The sequence below is a fragment of the Halomicrobium urmianum genome, assembly GCF_020217425.1.
Classification (GTDB): domain Archaea; phylum Halobacteriota; class Halobacteria; order Halobacteriales; family Haloarculaceae; genus Halomicrobium; species Halomicrobium urmianum.
Genome location: NZ_CP084090.1, coordinates 2,222,533 through 2,242,859, shown reverse-complemented (window position 1 = coordinate 2,242,859; position 20,327 = coordinate 2,222,533). Strand labels below are relative to the sequence as shown.

Below are 20,327 nucleotides of genomic sequence, written 5' to 3'. Positions count from 1 at the left end.
CCGCCGCGCCGCCGGCTCACAGCGACTCCGCGATTCCCCGGTAGATCCGGAAACACCGGTCGAGGACGTCCATCGAGACGGACTCGTCGGCGGTGTGAGCCTCCCCCGGCTCGGCCGCGCCGATCACCAGGCAGTCGGTGCCGGCCTCGGCGAGGTTGCCCGCGTCGGTCGCGTGGGGCTTGACGACGTGCTCGGGATCGCCGGCCTGTTCCGCGGCGGCGACGTCCAGCGCGAGCTCGGCGAAGTCGGCGTCGCCGCAGGCCATCGGTTCGAGGTCCTGATCGACCGTCCACTCGACGGCCTCGTAGGTCTCGACCCACTCCAGGGGCGCGCGCTCGCCGGGGACCGTCCGCTCGTCGACGGTGATCTCGCAGCGCTCGGGGACGACGTTCCAGGCCGATCCGCCCTCGATCTCGGTGACGACGACGCTGCCCTCGAGTTCGTGGCCCAGCACCTCCGTCTCGGGGACCTCCATCTCGCGGAGGAGTTCGATCGCGTCGGTCGCGGCGTAGACGGCGTTCTCGCCTTCCTCGGCCTCGCTGGCGTGGGCGGCGGTCCCGCGGGCGGTGATCGTGCTCCCGCGCCGGCCCTTGTGGGCGACGGCGACGTCTGTGACGCCCGCGGCGGAGTAGCCCGTCGATCCCTCGCCGACGACGGCGTAGTCGGGTGCGAACCCGTCCTCGACGGCCTTCTCCGAGCCCAGTGCCCCGTCCTCCTCCTCGACGAAGGAGGCGAAGACGAGTTCGCAGTCCAGGTCGTCGGGGTCGGCGTCGCGGAACGCGCACATCGCCGCCGCCAGACAGCCCTTCATGTCGGCCGTGCCGCGGCCGTAGAGGCGGCCGTCGCGCTCCTCCAGGACGTAGTCGCTCTCGGGCTCGACTGAACCGCCCACGACCTGGGACGCGTCGGGCGGGACCACGTCGTGGTGGCCGGCGAGCGCGAGCGACGCCTCGCCCGCGCCCCTGCGCGCGAAGACGTTGCCGTGCTCGTCGCGCTCGACAGCGGCGTCGGTGTGCTCCCGGAGCCACTCCTCCACGTAGTCGCCGGCGGCCGTCTCGTCGTCGTGGCTGGGAATCGCGACCAGTTCCCGCGTCAGGTCCGCGACGTCCATACTCCCAGGGCGGGCGGCGTCGACTAAAGGCTGTCCGGACTGGCAGGCCGCGTCCGCCGGACGCACGCCCCCGACTCCACAAGAACCATGACGCCGATAGCAGTACGGTGAGGTAATGACCACGGCCGACGGCGAGCGAACGTTGAGCCTGAGCGAGTCGGTACCGCCCCTGCGTGAGTGGCTGACCACCTTCCTCGTCGGCCTGTGCATGGGGACGGCCGACGCCGTCCCGGGCGTCTCCGGCGGCACCATCGCCCTCATCGCGGGCGTCTACGAGCGCCTGATCGCCGGCGTCTCGGCCGTCACGCCAAGTCGCGTCGGGGGATTCCTGCGAGCGCTCGCGCCGGTCGACGGCGGGATCGACGTCGACCGGGCGATCGGGATCTTCGACGAGGTCGACGGCTGGTTCCTGCTCGCGCTGCTGGTCGGTATCGTCGCCGCGCTGGTCACGGTGACGGGGGTCGTCGACTGGGCCGACGAGCGGTATCCGGTCCTCCTGTTCGGCGTCTTCTTCGGGCTCATCGGCGCCTCCGCCGTGATCCTGCTGCGTGCGATCAGCATTCGGCGGGCCGACGAGATCGCCGCCGCCGTCGCCGGGTTCGCCGCGGCGTTCGTCGCCGCCGGACAGGCCAGCCTCCTCGGCGGCGGCGGGCTCGCGCTGGTCTTCGTCGGGGGCGCGCTGGCGGTCAGCGCGATGATCCTCCCCGGGCTCTCCGGCGCGCTCATCCTCGTGATACTCGGCCAGTACACGCGGATGTCCGAGACGCTACACGCGTTCATCGACGCCCTCGGCGCTGCGGTGACCGGCGGCGCGACCGCCGACCTCGTCGACCACGGCACCGTCGTCGTGACCTTCGTCCTCGGCGGGCTGGTCGGGCTGTTCACCATCGCGCGCGTGGTGCGGCGCGCGCTCGACGCCAATCGCGGCGCGACGCTTTCCTTCCTCGTGGCGCTGGTCGTCGGCGCGCTCCGGGCGCCCGTCGACCGGATCGGCACGCGCGGCATCGCGTGGACGACGGACACGATCGTCGCGTTCGCCGCCGCGGCCGCCGTCGGCGCGGCCGTCGTCCTCGTGCTGGACTACTTCGCCGTCGACATCGACCTGGAGACGGCCTGATCCGGGGTCCGACTACTTCGGGGACGATCTAGCTCAGGAACAGCCGTCTGTCGGCCCGCTCATGTCGGCCGAGAGCACGTCCACCAGCGGCGCGAACGGCGTCACGTCGTCGAGCGACCGGCCGGCGCTGTCGTCGACGGCGGCCGCCATCGCCGGCTTGCAGTCGTCGAGGATCCGCTGGGCGTCGGTGTGGCCGAGCGACAGCAGGCGCTGGGCGGCTCCGAGCAGTCCGGTGACGAATCCGTGACAGCACAGCAGGCACGCCCGCCGCTCGTCGACGCCGGCGAGCCCCGTCGCGACGCCCAGCGCGACCGCGTAGGTGCCCGGCGCGTCGCCGTCGTCGACTCGCTCGGCGTACTCGTCCAGCAGCGGCTCGTCCCGGAGCTCCCGCTGGAGCGAGAGAAGTCGGTCGCCGGACTGGCGGGCGCTCTCGCGGAACTCGGCGGCCAGGGTCGCCGCGTCGAGCCGGCGGTCGGCCGCGCAGATCCCCTCCAGGTCCCCCTCGCGCGCCGCGGCGTGGGCCGCCCGCAGCGCGACCAGTTCCGACGCCCCGACCTGCCGGCGGAGGTACGTCGAAAGCAGGTCTCCGAGGTCCTCGGCATCCTCGACGCGCCCGTCCTGGACGAACTGCTCCAGCCCGTAGGAGACGGTGTAGGTCCCGACTGGCAGGAACGAGTCGGCGAGGCGGAACGCCTCTAGTTCGGCGGCGTCGTCGCTCACGCGTCGTCACCCCCGTCGACGGTGCGGATGCCGTGGTCGTGGGCGTGGCCGTGAGAGTGGCTGTGACCGCCGCCGCGGTCGTGCGAGTGGCCGTCTCCGTCCCCGTACGAGTGGTCGTGACCGCCCGCGTGCGCGCCGCCGTCGTCGAACGTCGTGGGCGGGACGCGCTCGGTGCGAACGGCGACGTCCTCCGGCAGGTGGTCGGCCAGGGCGGCCTCCATCCGGTCGGCGGAGTCGGCCAGCGGAAACAGCGCCTCGCCCCCGCGGACGGCCAAGTCCCAGTGGCGGTTACCGGCGGCGTGGCCGAGTGCGAGCGCGGCCGTGGTCGAGACGTCGGCGTCCTCGAACTCGACGACGAGCGCCTCGACGGCGGCCAGTTCGACGACGACGAACTCGCCGGACTCGGTCTCGAGGACGTCGCCGTCGGCGAGTTCGCGGCCGACGACGACGCCCAGGTCGCGGCCGTTCTCGGTCTCCGTCCGCACGCGCGAGCGCCGGCGGTCGACGTCCGAGAGGACGACCCGTGCGGGGTCGGCGTCGGCCAGTCGCTCGGCCACGTCGGGGTCCTCGCGGTGGCCGAGGTAGGCGTCGGCGACGAGCATCAGTACTTCCGCCCCTCCGGCGCCGGCGCGTCGATCAGTTCGCGGCGCGCGCGGTCCCACGCAGCGTGTAGCGCGTCCGTCACCGTCTCTGCCCGGTCGCCCAGCGCCCGCACGGCGACGCCGGCGTCGTTGGGCAGTCGGGTCGCGCCGGCGCGGGCCTCGCGATCGGCGACGGCGTCGTGGAGGGCGTCGCTGTCCACCGCGTCGCCGTCCGGGTCGACGACGAACAGCGTTCCGTAGACCTCGTACTCGCCGAGGACGCCGGGCGCTCGCGGGTCGGACTCGGCGGGCGTGAGGTGGGTCGCGTCCTCGAACAGGAGGCCGTCGGGACCCTCTGCGCGCACCCGCGAGAGGTACCGCTCGAACTCGAATCGCTCCCCGCGGGCGAGCCGTCCGGGCACGACCACGTCGGCCACGACGGCCGTGGCGTCCCGGTCGAGTTCGACCGTCGTGTTCTGGTAGTACCGAGCGTCGGCGTGGAGGATGGTCGGCTCCGGGACGTAGTCGAGGTGCCCGCCGGAGCCCACGGAGAGGGTCGCGTCCGCGGCCGCGTAGTTGCGCTCCATCGTGAGCACCCTGGTCGAACTCTGCGTCGAGACGTGGGCGACGGCGTCCTCGCGGACCGCGACGTCGACGTCGTGGCGATCCCCCTGCGCGACGCCGCCGGTGGGCGACTGGACGAACACCGTCGATGCGTCGGGGTGGGGGTCGTGGCCGAGCGTCCCCGAGACGTGGAAGGGCACCGTCGCGTAGTCGCGGACGAGTTTCGTCCCGCCTTCGTTGCTGGCGAAGGTGAGCTCCAGCGTCCCGTCCTTGCCCGGGACACCCACCGCGGCCTGCGGGACGGGCTCGGCCGCGTACGGCTCGAAGGCCGGGTGCGGGGCATCGGACTCTCCGCCCGCGTCGGGGGCGTCCAGCGCCTCCCCGTCGGCGTCCGGGGCGTCGGCGGCCATCAGGCGAACAGCACCCCCTCGCTGACGTGCTCCCGCACCGCGTCGATCCCCTCGCCGGACTTGCAGTCGGTGAACGTGACGGGGCCGTCGCGCACCTCGGCGGCGTCCTCTTCGATGACGGCGAGGTCCGCGCCGACGTGGGGCGCGAGGTCGGTCTTGTTGACGACGAGCAGGTCGCAGTCGACGACGCCCGGCCCGCGCTTGCGGGGAATGTCCTCCCCCTCGGCGACGCTGATGACGTACAGCGAGTAGTCGGCCAGTTCGGGGTTGAACGTGGCCGCGAGGTTGTCCCCGCCGCTCTCGATCAGCACGAGGTCCAGGTCGGGGTAGTCCGCGAGGAAGGCGTCGATCTGCTGGAGGTTCATCGACGGGTCCTCGCGGATGCCGGTGTGCGGGCAGGCGCCCGTCTCGACGCTGGCGACGAGGTCCTCGGGGACGACGCCGGCGAACCGCTCGCGCAGCCGCTCGGCGTCCTCCCGGGTGAGGATGTCGTTGGCGATGACGCCCACGTACAGCCCCTCCTCGCGCAGCCGCGGGACCAGCTCCGTCAGCAGCGAGGTCTTGCCCGAGCCGACGGGGCCGCCGACGCCGACGGTGGCCACGTCGCGGTGGGTCGGACTCATGCTTCCTCGCCGCGATCGGGAGACGCTTCGTCGGTCCCGCCGACGCTGTCCGATCGGATGGGGTCGTGGACGGTCACGAGCTTCGTCCCGTCGGGGAAGACAGGCTCGACCTGGATCACGTCGACCATCTCGGGGACCCCTTCCATGACGTCGTCGCGGCCCAGCAGCTGGGACGCGCCGGCGCGGATCTCCGCGACGGACCGGCCCTCGCGGGCCCGCTCGATGCACCAGTCGCTGACGTACGCGACCGCCTCGGGGTGGTTCAGCAGGACGCCGCGCTCCTCGCGGCGCCGCGCGACCTCTGCAGCCGTGAAGATCGTGAGTCGCTCCTCTTCCTTGGGCGTGAGCTTCATGGTCAGAGCATGTACCGCTGTGCCAGGGGGATCTCGGAGGACGGTTCGCAGGTGACGTGCTCGCCGTCGACGCGGACCTCGAAGGTCTCCGGATCGACCTCCACGTCGTCGGGGCAGTAGTCGTTGTACAGCATGTCGTCCTTGCCGGGCGTGCGAGCGCCCTCGACGGGGACGACGCGGGAGTCGAGGCCGTAGTCCTCGCCGACGCCGGCCTCGGCGGCCGCCGGGGAGACGAACGTCAACGAGAGGCCCTGGGCGGCCTTGCCGACGGCGCCCGCCCGCTCGCGCTGGCGGATCGGCTCGCAGGTCATCAGCGAGCCGTTGGCCTCGCCCATCTCCGAGTGGACCGGGAAGCCGCCCTTGAACGTCATCGCGGGCTTGATCCCGAAGAACGCCGGGTCCCACAGCACGACGTCGGCGATCTTTCCTGGTTCGAGCGTCCCGACGTAATCGTCGATGCCGGCGGAGATCGCGGGGTTGATCGTGTACTTCGCGAGGTACCGCTTGATGCGGTGGTTGTCCGCGCCGGTTCCTTCGTTCTCGTGAGTCGGAGACGAACGAGAGCTCGACGAGCTTCGCTCGTCAGCGTCCTCGGGGAGGAGCCCGCGCTGAGCCTTCATCTTCGAGGCGGTCTGCCAGGTGCGGGGGATCAGCTCGGCCATCCGCCCCATCGCCTGGGAGTCGGTGGTCAGCATCGAGATGGCCCCCTCGTCGTGGAGGACGTCCTCCGCTGCGATGGTCTCGGCCCGGACACGGGACTCGGCGAAGGCGACGTCCTCGGGGACGTCCGGGTTCAGGTGGTGGCAGACCATCACCATGTCCAGGTGCTCGTCGAACGTGTTGTCCGTGTACGGCATCGAGGGGTTGGTCGAGGAGGGTAGCATGTTGGGCTCGCCGACCATCTCCACGATGTCCGGCGCGTGGCCCCCGCCCGCGCCCTCGATGTGGAACAGGTGCATCGTCCGGCCGTCCACGGCGTCGAAGGTGTTCTCGACGAAGCCGGCCTCGTTGAGCGTGTCGGTGTGCATGCACACCTGCACGTCCTCCTCCTCGGCGACGTCGAGGCAGGTGTCGATGGCCTCCGGCATCGACCCCCAGTCCTCGTGGAGCTTGAGGGTGCAGGCACCGGCCTCGATCTGCTCGCGCAGCGGCTCGGGATCGGAGGCGTTGCCCTTGCCGTAGAAGCCGACGTTGACCGGCCACTCCTCGGCGGCCTGCAGGTGGCGCTTGACGTTCTCCGGACCGGTCGTGCAGGTCGTCGCGCCGCCGCCGTACCCGCCGCCGAGCATCGTCGTGATCCCCGAGGCCAGCGCGTGCTCGTGGAGCTGGGCGGAGTTCCAGTGGACGTGGATGTCCAGCCCGCCCGCGGTGGCGATCTCCCCCTCGGCGGGGTAGACGTCCGTCGACGGACCGACGACCATGTCGACGCCGACCATCGTATCCGGGTTGCCGGCCTTACCGATCCCGGCGATCTCGCCGTTGCGGACGCCGATGTCCGCCGCGACGATCCCCAGGACGGGGTCGATTATCGTCGCGTTCGTGATCACCCAGTCCAGCGCGCCCTCTTCCTGGGTGACGTCGGGCGCCATCCCGAGGCCGTCGCGGAGGGTCTTCCCGCCGCCGAAGACCGCCTCGTCGCCGTGCGTCCGGAGGTCCCGCTCGACCTCGGCGAACAGCTCGGTGTCTCCCAGCCGAACCCTGTCGCCCTCGGTGGGGCCGTACAGCTCGGCGTAGGCCTCGCGGTCGATCTCCCGGGTCATTCCTCGATCACCTCCGGGTCGCCGCTGGCGCCCGCTTCCTCGTCCGCTCCCGCTTGTTCGCTCGTCCCCGTATCGCCGAAGCCGGCCTCGCGGGCCCGCTCCAGCGCCTCGCCGCCCTCGCCGCCGACGCTGCCGTTGACCAGCCCGTTCATCCCGTGGGCGCGGCGCTCGCCGCCGATGGCGACCAGTTCGACGGTCTGTCGCTCGCCCGGCTCGAACCGGACCGCCGTCCCGGCCGGGACGTTCAGTCGCATCCCGAAGGCGGCCTCGCGGTCGAACGACAGGGCCGCGTTGACCTCGAAGAAGTGGAAGTGCGAGCCGACCTGCACCGGCCGGTCGCCGGCGTTGCCGACCGTCACCTCGGTCGTTTCCCGGCCCTCGTTGAGCGTCACCGTTCCTTCGCCGGGCACCACCTCGCCCGGGACGAGCTCCTCACTCATGCCGTACCACGCCCCGCGATAGACGCGACCGTTCGTCCAACATACGCCGACAGGTTTGGACACTCGGGATAAACCGATACTGCTCGGCGCAATTACCGCGATAGCGCCGCCATAATACCTCACTAATGAGGTTTTCACGCCGCTATAGTAGACAATCGGTCAAAAATGCCGCTGGGTCGACGCCGTCGGTCGCTGACCGTCCAGTCGCGGCTCGCGGGCTGGCGAGTTACTGAGCGGCAGGCCGGCGAGTCGCCGACCGTCAGTCCAGCCGCTCGGCCGCCTCGTCGACGGTCAGGGGGACGTCCTCGCGGTCGGCGAACAGCCGCACGACCTGGGGCGGACGGAGATCGCAGGCCCGCAGCAGGTCCGCGTCGGTCAGCACCTCTCGGGTCGATCCCTCGGCGACGACCGTCCCGTCGGCGGCCAGCAGGGACACCCGGTCGGCGACGCGCGGGACGAGTTCGGTGTCCGGCGTCGAGACGACGAGCGTCACGCCCTCGGCGGCCAGTTCGTCCAGCAGGGCGAGCACCGCCTCGCGGTTGGCCGCGTCGACGTTGCTCACCGGCTCGTCGAGCAGGAGGAGGTCCGGCTCGACGGCGAGGGCGCTGGCCAGCGCGGCCCGGCGCTGTTCGCCCCCGCTGAGCCGGAAGGGCGGCTTCGAGAGGAGGCCGTCGAGGTCCAGCCGGTCGGCCAGGCGCTCGATCCGGCGGTCAACCTCCTCGCGGGGGACGTCGAGCTGGGCCGGCCCGTAGGCCAGGTCCTCGCGGACGGTCGGGTTGAACAGGTAGTCGGCGGGGTCCTGCGTGAGGACGCTCACCCGGTCGCGGACGGCGTCGGCGTCGGTCGTCTCGCCGAAGTACCGGACCGTCCCGTCGTCTGGCTCGACGAGGCCGCCGAGCAGCTGGAGCAGCGTCGACTTGCCGGCCCCGTTGGGGCCAAGCAGGGCGACCCGCTCGCCGTCGTCGACGGTCACGTCGATTCCGTCGACGGCGAGGGTCCCGTCGGGGTAGGCGTAGCGCAGCCCCGTCGCCTCGACGGCGGTCACGCCACGACCACCACCGAGACGGCGACGACGACCACCGCGGCGAAGGCGGCGTCGGGGAGGCCGAGCGGGTCGCGCTGTCGGAGCGGCGGCGTCCCGGTGCCGCCGCGGGCGCGGGCCGCCCGCTGGACGCGCTCGCCGCGCTCGAGCGTCCGCAGCAGGAAGGTGCCGACGAAGTTGCCCGAGTCCCGCCACGTGCGCCGGGCGTCGGGCTCGGCGAGCGTCCGCCCGCGGCGCGCCCGGACCATCCGGCCGAGTTCGCCGAAGGTCACCAGCAGGTACCGGTGGGTGATCGACAGCAGCGCGACCGAGATGGGCGGGGCCCGCAGGCGGCGCAGCGCGGCCAGCAGATCGGCGAAGCGGGTCGTCAACAGCAGCGCCGAGAGGAGCCCGACGCAGGCGGCGACCCGGACGGCGAAGACGGCGACGTACTCGACGCCGGCGGCCGACAGGGGCGTCCCGGACAGCGGCGGGCCGCCCATCAGGACGGCCTGGGGGGCGACGACGACCAGCGCGAACGCCGGCGGGCCGGACAGGCGGCCGAGGAAGGTCCGGGCGGGCACCCGGGAGGCCAGCGCCAGCGCGGCCGACAGCGCCGCCAGAGCGATGGCGGGCGGCAGCGTCCGGCGGGTGGCGGCGACGGCGACCAGCGCGACCGTCCCGGCGAGCTTGACGCCCGGCGAGACGGCCTGCAGGAAGCCGTCGCGGTCGGGGACGTCCTCGACGAGCAGGAACCACCGGGCGCGGTCGGCCACCGTCGCGACGGTGCGATCCAGCAGGTCACGCGACATGTTAGCTCGGGTCGTCGTCGGCCAGCAGGCGGCCGATCCCGGCGGCGGCCGCGAGCGTCAGCGCCGTCCCGACGACGGCCGAGACGAACGTGCCGGAGGAGGCGTCCATGCCGGGGACGCCGTAGTCGGGGAACAGGCCCTCGTGGAGGCTCTCTGCGTGTTCGGTCGCGCCGGTCGCCTCGGCGGCGTTCTCCAGGGGCTCGGCGTAGCCGACCTGCCCGGCCGCCCAGGCGAAGACCGGCGCGAGCAGTGCCAGCACGAGCAGGACCGCCAGCGCGCGGGGGAGCCAGTCGGGCGCCATCAGGCGCTCACCTCGGGCGCGGCGTCGGGCCGCAGGTCCGGCCGAGCCTCCGCGAGGTAGCGGTAGACGACGGCGGTGATCCCGCCCTCGATCAGGCCCAGGACGAGGTGGCCGACGCCCATGATCGACAGCGTCGTCACCACCTCGTACTGGAAGGCAGAGGAGAGCCCGAGTTGCAGCGCCGCGGCCACGGCACCGGCCGTGATGCCGAGCCAGCCGGCGGCGAAGGCCGCCCGAAACTCGCCGTAGGGGGCCAGCAGCCGGTAGACGGCGTAGCCGAGGTACACCTCGACGACGGCCATGTTGAACACGTTGGCCCCCAGCGCGACGAGGCCGCCGTCGCCGAAGACTAGCGCCTGGATGGTGACGACCGTCGCCACACAGAGCGCCCCGAGGTGCGGGCCCAGCAGGATGCCGGCGAACGCGCCGCCGACGAAGTGGGCGCTGGTCCCGCCCGGGATCGGCCAGTCCAGCATCTGTGCCGCGAAGATCCCCGCCGCGACGACGCCGAGCATCGGGGCGCGCGCATCGGTAATCTCGCCGTTGATGCGCCTGGCAGCGTAGCTCAGGACCGCGACCGAGAGCGCGCCGACCAGCAGCGCGATCGAGAGGTCCAGGTAGCCGTCCGGAATGTGCATGTCCGTCCCGTCCCCGCGCCCGCCAATAATACTTTTCGATAGTGCAGTATTACTCGGGCTTCGCAGCGCCGGGCGCGTCCCCCGAGCGTCGGTAGCCACTCCTTTTACCGTCCGCTTCCGTACGGCGGCCATGAGCGACGACCTCGACCGCATCAGCCTGACCTTACCGCCGGCGATGGTCGACCGGCTCGACGACATCGTCGACGACTGGGAGTACGCCAGCCGGTCGGAGGCGTTCCGGGACGCGCTCCGGGACTTCTTCGCCGCCTACGAGTGGGAGTCCGGTGGCGACGCCGTTCACCACGGGACCATCGTCGTCGTCCACGACCACCACGTCTCGGGCATCGCCGACGAACTCCAGAGCGTGCAACACGAGATGGCCGACATCGTCACGTCCGTCCAGCACATCCATCTCTCGCACGACACCTGCATGGAGACGCTGATCGTCGAGGGACCCGGGACGGAGATCACCGAACTCGCCAACCGACTGCGTGCCGTCTCCGGCGTCCAGCAGGTCAAAGTGGTCGTGGTCGGCGACTGAGGGATCGACCGTCATTCACGGCAACGCCTGCCGCGGCCCCGGCCGACCCCCGCCGAAAATCACTTGTTTCAACTAATTCTCCAGTTCTCTATTCGAACTTCTCGATTTATCGCAGCATCTTAGAATATCCTTATACACAATCACCCATACCAAGGCGAATATAAGAATGAAGTGGGAAACCTTATTTATGCACTGCAAAATTCCAGTCCGTGAGCGAAATGATGGACGAACGTCCGAGTTCAGTCGGAAGTACATCCGGTACGAGCACAGAATCCGTCCTTAAGGTAGACGAACGCGGTCCGACGGGGGGAGCCGCGTGAGCCGTTCGACCGTCAGTCGCCGAGGGTTCGTCACGGCCGGAGGCGCCGCTCTGGTGTCCGGGTTCGCGGGCTGTTCGAGCGGCGGCGGCAGCGGCGCGTCGACGGACACGGCCAGCAGCGCCGACGTCGTCGAGATCGGCGTCCTCGAGGACCAGTCGGGGAACTTCGCGCTGGTCGGCGACCCCAAGCACAAGGCCTCGATGCTCGCCATCGAGGAGATCAACGCCAGCGGCGGGATCGACGGCAAGGAGATCGAGGTCTACTCCCGCGACCCGCAGTCGGACAACCAGCGCTACCAGGAACTGACGCGGGAGATGATCGACGAGAACGACGTCGACGTCCTCTGGGCGGGCTACTCCTCGGCGACCCGGGAGGCCATCCGGCCGATCATCAACCGCAACGAGCAGCTGTACTTCTACACGACCCAGTACGAGGGCGGCGTCTGCGACGAGACCACGTTCGCACCGGGCCCGACGGCGCGCCAGCAGCTCGGGACGGTCCTGCCGTACCTGCGCGAGGAGTACGGCCCGGAGATCTACACCGTCGCGGCCGACTACAACTTCGGTCAGCTGTCGGCCGACTGGGTGAAGGTCCTGGCCGACGAGCACGACGCCGAGGTGGTCGGAGAGGAGTTCGTCCCGCTCAGCGAGTCCTCGTTCGGCTCGACGATCAACCGCATCCAGGAGGCGGACCCCGACTTCGTCATGTCCATGCTCGTGGGCGCGAACCACACGTCCTTCTACGAGCAGAAGGCCTCGGCGGGCCTGGAGATCCCGATCGGCACCTCGACGGCGATGGCCCAGGGCTACGAGCACCGCCGGCTCGAACCGCCCGCGATGGCCAACATCTACGCGGGCGTCAACTACATGGAAGAGGTGCCCACGGAGAGCAACACCAGCGACGGCGGCTTCGTCGACCGCTACTTCGAGAAGTACCCCGACGCCCCCTACCTCAACGAGGAGGCCGAGACGAACTACTTCTCGACGTACATGTACAAGGAGGCCGTCGAGCAGGCCGGGACGCTCGAACAGCCGGAGGTCATCGAGGCCCTCGAATCGGGCATCAGCCTCGGCACCGAACGGGCCCCCGAGGCGCCCGAGGGAGAGACCGTCGAACTCGACGGCGCGACCCACCACGTCGACCACCACATGTGGGTCCTCCGGGCCGACGAGGAGCACACCATCGAGGCCGTCGAGGACCGGACGGTCCCCGAGCAGTTCCTCTCGGAGACGGTCGGCTGTGACCTGCGCGAGGAGGCCGAACAGACGCAGTACACGCCCAGAGACTACTTCGAGGAGGCCGAGTAGGGATGGTCAACGGGCTCAGTCTCGCGTTGCAGTTCCTCGATAGCTTCGCCTTCATCGTGCTGGCGGCGGCGGGGTTGGCCATCGTCTTCGGGATCATGGGCGTGATCAACCTGGCCCACGGGGAGTTCATCCTCGTGGGGGCGTACGCCACGACGCTGGCCGCGACCCAGCTGGGACTCCCGCTGGTGGTCGCGATGGCGGTGGGGACGCTCGTGACGGCCCTCTTCGGCCTGGTCGTCGAACGGACCATCGTCTCGGGAGCCGTCCCGAACGCCGTCGGCCAGCGGGTCGCCGGCCGCGACGTGATGGAACCGCTGTACGACCGCCTGGCCGACTCCATGGTCGCGACGTTCGGGCTGAGCCTCGTCATGGTCCAGGGCGCCCGGATCGTCTTCGGGAACTCGATCGACCAGATCGCGACGCCCCTCGGCGAGATCGCCTACGGGGCGTTCTCGTACTCGACGTACCGCGTCGTCCTCTCCGGGGTCAGCGTCGCCGTCCTGCTGGTGACGTACTACGTGTTCACCCGGACCGACTACGGGATGCGCGCCCGCGCGACGATCCAGGACGAGGAGACCGCGAAGGCGCTGGGCGTCGACACCGAGCGGACGTACGTGACGACCTTCGCCGTCGGCTCGGGGCTGGCCGGTCTGACCGGCGCCCTGTTCGCACCGATCGTCTCGATGCAGCCGACGCTGGGCGACCAGTTCCTCGTGGAGGCGTTCGTCGCGGTCGTCGTCGGCGGCCCGAGCGTCGTCCTCGGGACGGCCCTGTCCGGCGTCGTCCTGGGCGCCATCGACGCCGCGTTCTCGAACCTCTACGGCACGTTCGTCGGCCGCATCGCGCTGCTGATCGCGGCCGTGATCGCGCTCCGGTTCCTGCCGGAGGGAGTCACCGGCTTCGTCGAGCGGGTCCGCACCCGCAGGCGGGAGGGAGCGTAGATGGCCGCCGATCCGGCCGCGGCCGGCGGCGCGCTCGCCCGCCTCCGCGCCCGTCTCGAGGGGCCCCACACCATCGGGAGCTCGCGGGGCTTCTGGGCGGCCTTCGCCGTTGCGGTCCTCGCGCTGTTCCTCTTCCCCTGGTACGGGCGCAGCGGGCAGTTCTCGCTGTTCCTGGTACTGGCGCTGCTGGGGCTCTCGCTGTCGCTCGTGTGGGGCTACTCCGGCGTGCTGAGCTTCGGCCAGGTCGTGTTCTTCGGGGTCGGCGGGTACGCGTTCGGCGTCGTCTCGATCAACGTCGCCACGCCGGGCGGGATCACCGCCGCGGTCCTGGCCGGCGTGGTGGGCGGCGGACTGAGCGCGGCCCTGCTCGGCTACTTCATGTTCTACGGCGGCGTCCGCGACGTGTACGTGACCATCATCACGCTGGTCACGACGATGGTGCTGCACACGTTCATGGCCCAGACCGCGGGCTCGGCGTGGACTATCGGAGAGGCCCCGCTGGGCGGGTTCAACGGCATGCCGCAGATCCCGCTGCTGGCGCTCGGGGTCGAGGGGGCGTCGTTCCAGTTCGTCTACAACGAGTTCGTCCTCTGGCTGCCGCTGCTCGGAACGGCCGAGTTCGACCCGTTCTACTACCTCGCGCTCGCGCTCCTGGTGATCGCCTACCTCGGACTACGTGCGCTGGTCAACTCCGACTTCGGCCGCGTGATGGTCGCGGTCCGCGAGGACGAGGACCGGACCGAGATGTTCGGCTACGACGTCAGGCGCGTCAAGCTGACCGCGTTCGTGATCGGCGGCGCGCTCGCCGGGCTCTCCGGCGTGCTGTACGCCGCGCGGAACGTGTTCATCGACCCGACGGTGTTCTCGCTGACGTTCGCGACGCTGCCGGTCATCTGGGTGAGCGTCGGCGGGCGCAAGAGCCTGCTCGGCGCCGTCGTCGCGACGGTCGCCGTCGAGTGGATCCGCGTCTCCACGTCGGGCGAGTGGGGCCTCGTCGTCCTCGGTACCCTGCTGCTCGTGACGATCCTGGCGCTGCCGGGCGGCCTCGTCCCGTGGCTCCACGGGACGATCGTCCGGAACCGCCCCGATCCGGCAGACGTCGAGGGTCCGGGGACCCCCGACGCACACACCGAGGTGAGCGATCAATGAGCGAGACCGACGAGAGCGCACGGAACCTCGGACCGAACGTCCGCCGGACGCCCGCCGCGAAGGCGACCGGCGAGCAGACCGACACGCTGTTGCAGACCGACGGGCTGGTCAAGCGGTTCGGCGGCTTCACGGCCACCGACGAGCCCGGCTTCGCCGTCGACGAGGGCGAGCTCCGGTGTCTGATTGGCCCGAACGGCGCCGGCAAGTCGACGCTGCTGAAGCTGATCACCGGTGCCTACGAGCCGACGGCCGGGCGGATCTACTACGACGGCCACGACGTCACCGACCTGGAGCCCCACGAGCGAGTCCAGCGCGGGATCAGCATGAAGTTCCAGGTGCCGTCGGTGTACGGCGACCTCACGGTGCGGGAGAACGCCCGCCTGCCCGTCCAGCAGTTCGCCGCCGGCGAGGAGCGGCGGCGGCGCGTCGACGAGGCCGTCGCCGCCGCCGGCCTGGACGGCTACGAGAAGGTCCCCGCCAGCGCCCTCTCGCACGGCCAGCAACAGCAACTGGAGATCGGAATGGCGGCGTCGCTGGAGCCGGACCTCCTCCTGCTGGACGAGCCCGTCGCCGGCCTCTCCGTCGAGGAGCGCGAGGGGATCGCCGAGCGGGTCACCCAGCTCAACGAGGCGGCGGGCATCGCCTTCGTTGTCATCGAGCACGACACCGACTTCGTCGCCGAGATCGCCGACACGGTGACGGTCCTCCACCGGGGAGACGTCTTCCGGGAGGGGTCGATCGAGGAGATCGAGTCGGATCCGGAGGTCCGTCGCATCTACCTCGGAGGTGAGGAGTGATGGCGCTGCTCGAACTGAGCGACGTGACCGCCGGCTACGGCGCGACGCCCGTCCTCCGCGACGTCGACCTCGCTGCGGAGGCGGGCGAGATCGTCGGCGTCGTCGGCAAGAACGGCGTCGGGAAGACGACGCTGCTGAAGACCGTGATCGGACTGCTCGAACCCGAGAGCGGGAGCGTCGAGTACCGGGGCGAGGACGTCACCGACGCGCCCGCCGACGCCCGCGCCCGTGCGGGCATCGGCTACATTCCACAGGGACGCGGCGTCTTCCCGGACCTCACCGTCGAGCAGAACCTCAGGATGGGCGAACACGTCAACGCGGGCTCCCCGAGACCCTCTACGACGAGGTCTACGACCTCTTCCCCGTCCTCGAGGAGCGGGCCACGCAGGACGGCGGGACCCTGTCCGGCGGCCAGCAGCAGATGCTCGCCATCGCCCGCGCGCTAGTGGGCGACCCCGACCTCCTGCTGCTCGACGAACCCAGCGAGGGCGTCCAGCCGTCGATCGTCGATCGGATCGGCGAGGACGTCCGCGCGATCAACGACGAACTCGGAACGACCGTCCTCTTCGTCGAGCAAAACCTCGGCGTGATCCGCCAGATGGCCGACCGGTGTTACGCCGTGGAGCGAGGCACCGTCGTCGACGAACTCGGCCCCGACGAACTGACCGGCGACGACGCCCTCAAGCGGTATCTGGCGGTCTGAGGGCGGCCGCCAGCAACTCGGTTCGGTCTCGGGAGACCACCACCGACGCCGGGCCCCGTAACGACAGTCAAAACTGCACGTAATTTTTTGTGTATCACTCGTCAAAGCATATCTGCGTCCGGTCCCGGTGATCGGACGACAGCGATCCCCCACCAGTTTCACCCCCCACCTTCACTTCCATCGCTGTTCACTCCCACCACTCTTCCCCCGCGATTCGCGCCGATTCCGGGACAGAGGAGCCGACGGCTCCGCCGGCACTCCACACCCTTTTGAGGGGCGACGGCCAAGTTCGGGTATGGAAATCGTACCGGACACGAGCGTGATCATCGACGGTCGCGTGTCCGAGCGCGTGGAGTCCGGCGAGTTCGCGGGCGCCACCGTGGTCGTTCCCGAAGCCGTCGTGGGCGAACTGGAGTCCCAGGCCAACGACGGCCGGGAGACCGGCTGGGAGGGGCTGGAGGAGCTCCAGCGCCTGGTCGACCTGTCCGACGAGGACGAGATCGAGGTCGAGTACGTCGGCCGCCGCCCGGACGCAGTCGAGAAGCGCGAGGCCGGCGAGGGCGAGATCGACGCGCTGATCCGGGACGTCGCCGCCGACCGCGGCGCGGCGCTGGTCACCAGCGACGACGTCCAGGCGGAGGTGGCCCAGTCGAAGGGCCTCGACGTCGAGTACATCGAGCCGCGAGTGCGGGACTTCGAGCGGCTGACCATCGAGAACTTCTTCGACGAGGGGACGATGAGCGTCCACCTCAGGGCCGGCATGCGACCCCACGCCAAGCGGGGTTCGATCGGCGACATGGAGTACCAGCCCATCCGCGACGATCCCGCTGACGAGGCGGAGATCCGCGAGTACGCCGCAAACATCGAGGAGGGCGCCCGCGCCAGCCCCGACGGCTTCGTCGAACTAGACGAACCGGGCATGACCATCGTCCAGTTCCGCGACATGCGGATCGCCATCGCCCGCCCGCCCTTCGCCGACGCGCTGGAGATCACCGCGGTCCGCCCCATCGTCAAGACCACGATGGAGGACTACGAGCACGCCGACGAACTGCAGGAGCGCCTGCTGGAGCGCCAGCGCGGCGTCCTGATCTCGGGGTCGCCCGGGGCCGGCAAGTCCACCTTCGCGCAGGCGGTCGGCGAGTTCCTCGCCGACGAGGGCTTCGCCGTCAAGACCATGGAGAAGCCCCGCGACCTGCAGGTCGGCGACGAGATCACCCAGTACACGGAACTGGGCGGCTCGATGGCAAAGACCGCCGACTCGCTGCTGATGGTCCGGCCGGACTACACCATCTACGACGAGGTCCGCAAGACCGACGACTTCGAGGTGTTCGCCGACATGCGCCTGGCCGGCGTCGGCATGGTCGGCGTCGTCCACGCCACCCGCGGCATCGACGCGCTCCAGCGGCTGATCGGCCGGGTCGAACTCGGCCTCATCCCGCAGGTCGTCGACACCGTCGTCTACATCGAGGCCGGCGAGGTCGACACCGTCTACGACGTGACGACGGAGGTCAAGGTCCCGCAGGGGCTCATGGAGGAGGACCTGGCCCGGCCGGTCATCCTCGTCAGCGACTTCGAGACCGGCAAGCCCGCCTACGAGATCTACACGTTCAACCGCCAAGTCGTCACCGTCCCGCTGGACGAGGGCGAGGGCAACGGCCGCGACACCGGCGTCGACCGCATCGCCAAGCAGGAGATCGAGCGGGAGATCCGGTCGATCGCCCACGGCCACGTCGAGGTCGAGCTGAAGGGCTCCGACACCGCCGTCGTGTGGGTCGAGGACGACGACATCTCCCGCGTGATCGGCAAGGGCGGCGGCCGCATCTCTGACGTCGAGAACCGCCTCGGCATCGACATCGACGTCCGCACGCTCTCGGAGAAACCCTCGACCGGTGGCGGCGGTGCCGGCGGCGGCGGTCCCAGCGGCGGCGGTCCCAGCGGCGGTCAGGCCAGCCAGACCGTCACGCCGGAGGTCACCTCCCGCCACGTCGTCGTCCCGATGGACGGCCACGAGGGCGACACCGTCGAGGTGCAGGCCGACGGCGACTACCTGTTCACCGCCACCGTCTCCCGCGGCGGCGAGATCCAGGTCTCACGCGGGAGCGCCATCGCCGAGGAACTCGAACAGGCCATCGACCGCGGGAAGACGATCAGCGTCGTCCCGTCGTGACGGCCGCGCGACGCGGGACGGCTCGTCTCGCCGTCGGGTAGCAGATCCACCGCTTCCGATTCGCAATTCGTGATGCGCGGGCGTAATGTAAATATATTTGTTACAACTCGTATATTGATTAATCTGATGCAACGCCGTAACTTCCTGAAGCGGACCCTCGCCAGTACAGCCCTCCTCGGTGCGACCAGTGCTGCGTCGGCGCGCCGGACCGCCACAAAGTCCGAGGCCTCCGTCGAGTTTGCCACGTGGGGACCCAGTGTGGCACAGTACGACGGCTACGACGTCTCCAGGTCGGACGACGGACGGACGATTACCGTGACCGGGACCGTCACCGGACCGACGAACGATCCGGTCGAGCTGACCGACTTCGCGGCGTCGCTCGACGACGGCGTACTGACCGTGGTGGCCGGATTCAACGAAGACGAGTCGGGCGTCAGTCGGCGGACTCGCAGTCGGAGGGGGACGACGGCCTCCGCAGTCGACTACGAGGTGACGGTAGCCACGACGAGCGAGCCCGCAGAGGTCGAGGTAGTCCACGAACTCCAGGTATCGGGCTTCGGCTTCCGTATCACCGATTCGAGTGTCGGTACAGAGAACGACGCCACCGTTCGCGTCGACGGAACCGACGTCTCCGTCGACGGGACAATTCAGATTGGGACGTGTTACGACGCGTTGCTGGACGACGTCACGTATCACAATGGACGGCTGACGCTGTCGGTGGCCACGGCCGCCCCACCAGAGGGGACCGTGTGTACCCTCGAGAACCAGCTCGAATACGAGATGTCCGGATCGGTGTCTTCGGAACCGGAGACCGTCGTCGTCGAGCACGACGGAGAAGTCGTGGCGAAGTCGTCGTGAACCGCCTCGGGGTCAAGCCTCGGGGCATTCACCTCGACAGCCTGTAAACGCGGACACAGATCCCGTCACGGGTCCTCGTCCGACGCCAGCGACTCGTCGGGCAGGCCCGCGCCGGGATCGGTCGACGTCCGGCCGATCGACCGCTGCCGATAGCGCCACCGCTCCTCTTCGCTGTCCGCACGTTGGACGCCCGGTATCGCCTCGAACGCGGGCTCGACGCAACTGGCCCACCACTTCTCCGGCGAGTCGTGACCTGCGGGATAGTTGCCGAACACCGCGTCCGCGATCCCCTCGGCGTCGCTCTCGCCCTCGCGGACGAGCCAGTCGACGGCGGCCCGGACCGCCGCTCGCTCGTCGTCGGACAGGTCCAGCCGCTCGACGGCGAACCGGGCGCTGAAGGGCGTCACCGCTCGTTCGAGGAGGACGCGGCCATCGTCGGTCAGTTCCGCGACGGTCGGCGTCCCCTCGTAGCGCCACGTGGCACCGGGCGCGTCGGGCGAGTCCGGCGGATCGACGGTGGGGAGGTCGGCCAGGTACTCTCGAACGCCAGAAGACTCCCGCTGGTCGTCTTCTGAGCCCGCACTCGCTTCGTTCGCGCGGACGCCCTCGCCCCACCATTCGTCGCGCGTCTCGTAGCCGGCGGGGTCCTCGCTGTAGACGGCGTCGATGATCTCCCCCCGGGTAGCGTCGCCCCAGTAGTGGAGGACGGCGAAGGCCGACCGGACAGCAGCCTCCCTGTCGGCCCGGAGGGCGAACGACTCGATCCGTTGCTCGACGTCCGGCGACGTGTCGATCCGGTCGTCGTCGGCTCCCGTCCCGCTGGCCGCGAGGACGCGCTCGCCGTCGCTGGTGATGCGATACCCGCCGTCGACGGCGGCGACCAGCCCGTTGTCCGCGAGTTCGGCCAGCCGGTCCTGGAGGGGCGAGGGGTCGCACCGGACCGTCTCGGCCAGCGTTCCCACGTCGGCGTCGCCCCGGCGGAGCCGCCAGAGCGTCGCGGTGTCCCGGTCGTCGAGCGTGACCATGTGCCCGCTACGCGCCGGACGCCCTTACCGTGGCCGGGGGTGGCAGGTATCGGGCAAGTGGCGGCGAC

The 20,327-nt window shown here is 70.4% G+C and carries 22 protein-coding genes and 1 pseudogene; 10 read left to right on the top strand and 13 right to left on the bottom strand.

Features of this window, described 5'->3' with window-relative positions; genetic code table 11:
• Positions 1–16: 16 nt before the first annotated feature.
• A complete protein-coding gene (locus LCY71_RS11230; RefSeq protein WP_225333236.1) occupies positions 17–1,111 on the bottom strand; it encodes a M20 family metallopeptidase in 1,095 nt (364 codons plus the stop codon).
• A gap of 115 nt (positions 1,112–1,226) precedes the next feature.
• Here LCY71_RS11230 and LCY71_RS11225 point away from each other — a divergent pair, with 115 nt between their 5' ends.
• On the top strand, positions 1,227–2,228 hold the full coding sequence (locus LCY71_RS11225; protein ID WP_225333235.1) for a DUF368 domain-containing protein: 1,002 nt from the start codon (positions 1,227–1,229) through the stop codon (positions 2,226–2,228).
• Positions 2,229–2,256: 28 nt separating this feature from the next.
• Here LCY71_RS11225 and LCY71_RS11220 read toward each other — a convergent pair.
• From LCY71_RS11220 to LCY71_RS11170, 11 genes and pseudogenes are all read right to left on the bottom strand, one after another.
• Positions 2,257–2,948: pseudogene (locus LCY71_RS11220) on the bottom strand (urease accessory protein UreF).
• Positions 2,945–3,550, bottom strand: coding sequence for an urease accessory protein UreE (locus tag LCY71_RS11215; RefSeq protein WP_225333234.1), 606 nt, complete (start codon positions 3,548–3,550; stop codon positions 2,945–2,947). The pseudogene LCY71_RS11220 and the gene LCY71_RS11215 overlap by 4 nt, the downstream one beginning before the upstream one ends.
• Positions 3,550–4,503, bottom strand: a complete 954-nt coding sequence (ureD, locus tag LCY71_RS11210; protein ID WP_225333233.1) for an urease accessory protein UreD — start codon at positions 4,501–4,503, stop codon at positions 3,550–3,552. The genes LCY71_RS11215 and ureD overlap by 1 nt, the downstream gene beginning before the upstream one ends.
• Positions 4,503–5,126: an urease accessory protein UreG gene (gene ureG, locus LCY71_RS11205; RefSeq protein ID WP_225333232.1), complete on the bottom strand. Its 624-nt coding sequence runs from the start codon at positions 5,124–5,126 to the stop codon at positions 4,503–4,505. The genes ureD and ureG overlap by 1 nt, the downstream gene beginning before the upstream one ends.
• Positions 5,123–5,479, bottom strand: a complete 357-nt coding sequence (locus LCY71_RS11200) for an urease subunit gamma (RefSeq protein WP_225333231.1) — start codon at positions 5,477–5,479, stop codon at positions 5,123–5,125. The genes ureG and LCY71_RS11200 overlap by 4 nt, the downstream gene beginning before the upstream one ends.
• A gap of 2 nt (positions 5,480–5,481) precedes the next feature.
• On the bottom strand, positions 5,482–7,239 hold the full coding sequence (gene ureC, locus LCY71_RS11195; protein WP_225333230.1) for an urease subunit alpha: 1,758 nt from the start codon (positions 7,237–7,239) through the stop codon (positions 5,482–5,484).
• Positions 7,236–7,679: an urease subunit beta gene (locus LCY71_RS11190; protein ID WP_225333229.1), complete on the bottom strand. Its 444-nt coding sequence runs from the start codon at positions 7,677–7,679 to the stop codon at positions 7,236–7,238. Before LCY71_RS11190 ends, ureC begins: the two co-directional genes overlap by 4 nt.
• Before the next feature lie 259 nt (positions 7,680–7,938).
• The gene (locus LCY71_RS11185) at positions 7,939–8,724 is read right to left on the bottom strand and encodes an energy-coupling factor ABC transporter ATP-binding protein (protein ID WP_225333228.1); all 786 of its coding nucleotides are present in this window, start codon (positions 8,722–8,724) and stop codon (positions 7,939–7,941) included.
• A complete protein-coding gene (gene cbiQ, locus LCY71_RS11180; RefSeq protein WP_225333227.1) occupies positions 8,721–9,512 on the bottom strand; it encodes a cobalt ECF transporter T component CbiQ in 792 nt (263 codons plus the stop codon). The genes LCY71_RS11185 and cbiQ overlap by 4 nt, the downstream gene beginning before the upstream one ends.
• A 1-nt stretch (position 9,513) precedes the next feature.
• Complete coding sequence (locus LCY71_RS11175) at positions 9,514–9,813, bottom strand: PDGLE domain-containing protein (protein ID WP_225333226.1); 300 nt, start codon at positions 9,811–9,813, stop codon at positions 9,514–9,516.
• Positions 9,813–10,451, bottom strand: a complete 639-nt coding sequence (locus LCY71_RS11170) for an energy-coupling factor ABC transporter permease (protein ID WP_225333225.1) — start codon at positions 10,449–10,451, stop codon at positions 9,813–9,815. Before LCY71_RS11170 ends, LCY71_RS11175 begins: the two co-directional genes overlap by 1 nt.
• 130 nt (positions 10,452–10,581) lie before the next feature.
• Between LCY71_RS11170 and nikR the strand changes: the two genes are divergently transcribed.
• The 9 genes from nikR to LCY71_RS11130 all read left to right on the top strand — a co-directional run bounded on the left by nikR (position 10,582) and on the right by LCY71_RS11130 (position 19,234).
• A complete protein-coding gene (nikR, locus tag LCY71_RS11165; RefSeq protein ID WP_225333224.1) occupies positions 10,582–10,992 on the top strand; it encodes a nickel-responsive transcriptional regulator NikR in 411 nt (136 codons plus the stop codon).
• 316 nt (positions 10,993–11,308) lie between these two features.
• A complete protein-coding gene (locus LCY71_RS11160; protein WP_225333223.1) occupies positions 11,309–12,619 on the top strand; it encodes an urea ABC transporter substrate-binding protein in 1,311 nt (436 codons plus the stop codon).
• A gap of 2 nt (positions 12,620–12,621) precedes the next feature.
• Positions 12,622–13,560, top strand: a complete 939-nt coding sequence (gene urtB / locus LCY71_RS11155; RefSeq protein ID WP_225333222.1) for an urea ABC transporter, permease protein UrtB — start codon at positions 12,622–12,624, stop codon at positions 13,558–13,560.
• A complete protein-coding gene (locus tag LCY71_RS11150) occupies positions 13,561–14,709 on the top strand; it encodes an ABC transporter permease subunit (protein ID WP_225333221.1) in 1,149 nt (382 codons plus the stop codon).
• On the top strand, positions 14,706–15,506 hold the full coding sequence (locus tag LCY71_RS11145) for an ABC transporter ATP-binding protein (protein ID WP_225333220.1): 801 nt from the start codon (positions 14,706–14,708) through the stop codon (positions 15,504–15,506). Before LCY71_RS11150 ends, LCY71_RS11145 begins: the two co-directional genes overlap by 4 nt.
• Positions 15,506–15,952 (top strand): ATP-binding cassette domain-containing protein, encoded by a 447-nt coding sequence (locus LCY71_RS21875; RefSeq protein ID WP_505706965.1) that lies wholly within the window; start codon positions 15,506–15,508, stop codon positions 15,950–15,952. The genes LCY71_RS11145 and LCY71_RS21875 overlap by 1 nt, the downstream gene beginning before the upstream one ends.
• On the top strand, positions 15,907–16,209 hold the full coding sequence (locus LCY71_RS21870) for an ATP-binding cassette domain-containing protein (protein WP_505706966.1): 303 nt from the start codon (positions 15,907–15,909) through the stop codon (positions 16,207–16,209). The genes LCY71_RS21875 and LCY71_RS21870 overlap by 46 nt, the downstream gene beginning before the upstream one ends.
• Positions 16,210–16,504: 295 nt before the next feature.
• Positions 16,505–18,376 carry a PINc/VapC family ATPase gene (locus LCY71_RS11135; RefSeq protein ID WP_225333219.1) on the top strand — a complete coding sequence of 624 codons (1,872 nt, stop codon included), beginning with the start codon at positions 16,505–16,507 and terminating at the stop codon, positions 18,374–18,376.
• Between the two features lie 126 nt (positions 18,377–18,502).
• Positions 18,503–19,234 carry a hypothetical protein gene (locus tag LCY71_RS11130; protein WP_225333218.1) on the top strand — a complete coding sequence of 244 codons (732 nt, stop codon included), beginning with the start codon at positions 18,503–18,505 and terminating at the stop codon, positions 19,232–19,234.
• Positions 19,235–19,299: 65 nt separating this feature from the next.
• On the opposite strand, the gene LCY71_RS11125 is transcribed toward LCY71_RS11130, so the two are convergent.
• The gene (locus tag LCY71_RS11125) at positions 19,300–20,259 is read right to left on the bottom strand and encodes a hypothetical protein (RefSeq protein WP_225333217.1); all 960 of its coding nucleotides are present in this window, start codon (positions 20,257–20,259) and stop codon (positions 19,300–19,302) included.
• Between the last annotated feature and the right edge of the window lie 68 nt (positions 20,260–20,327).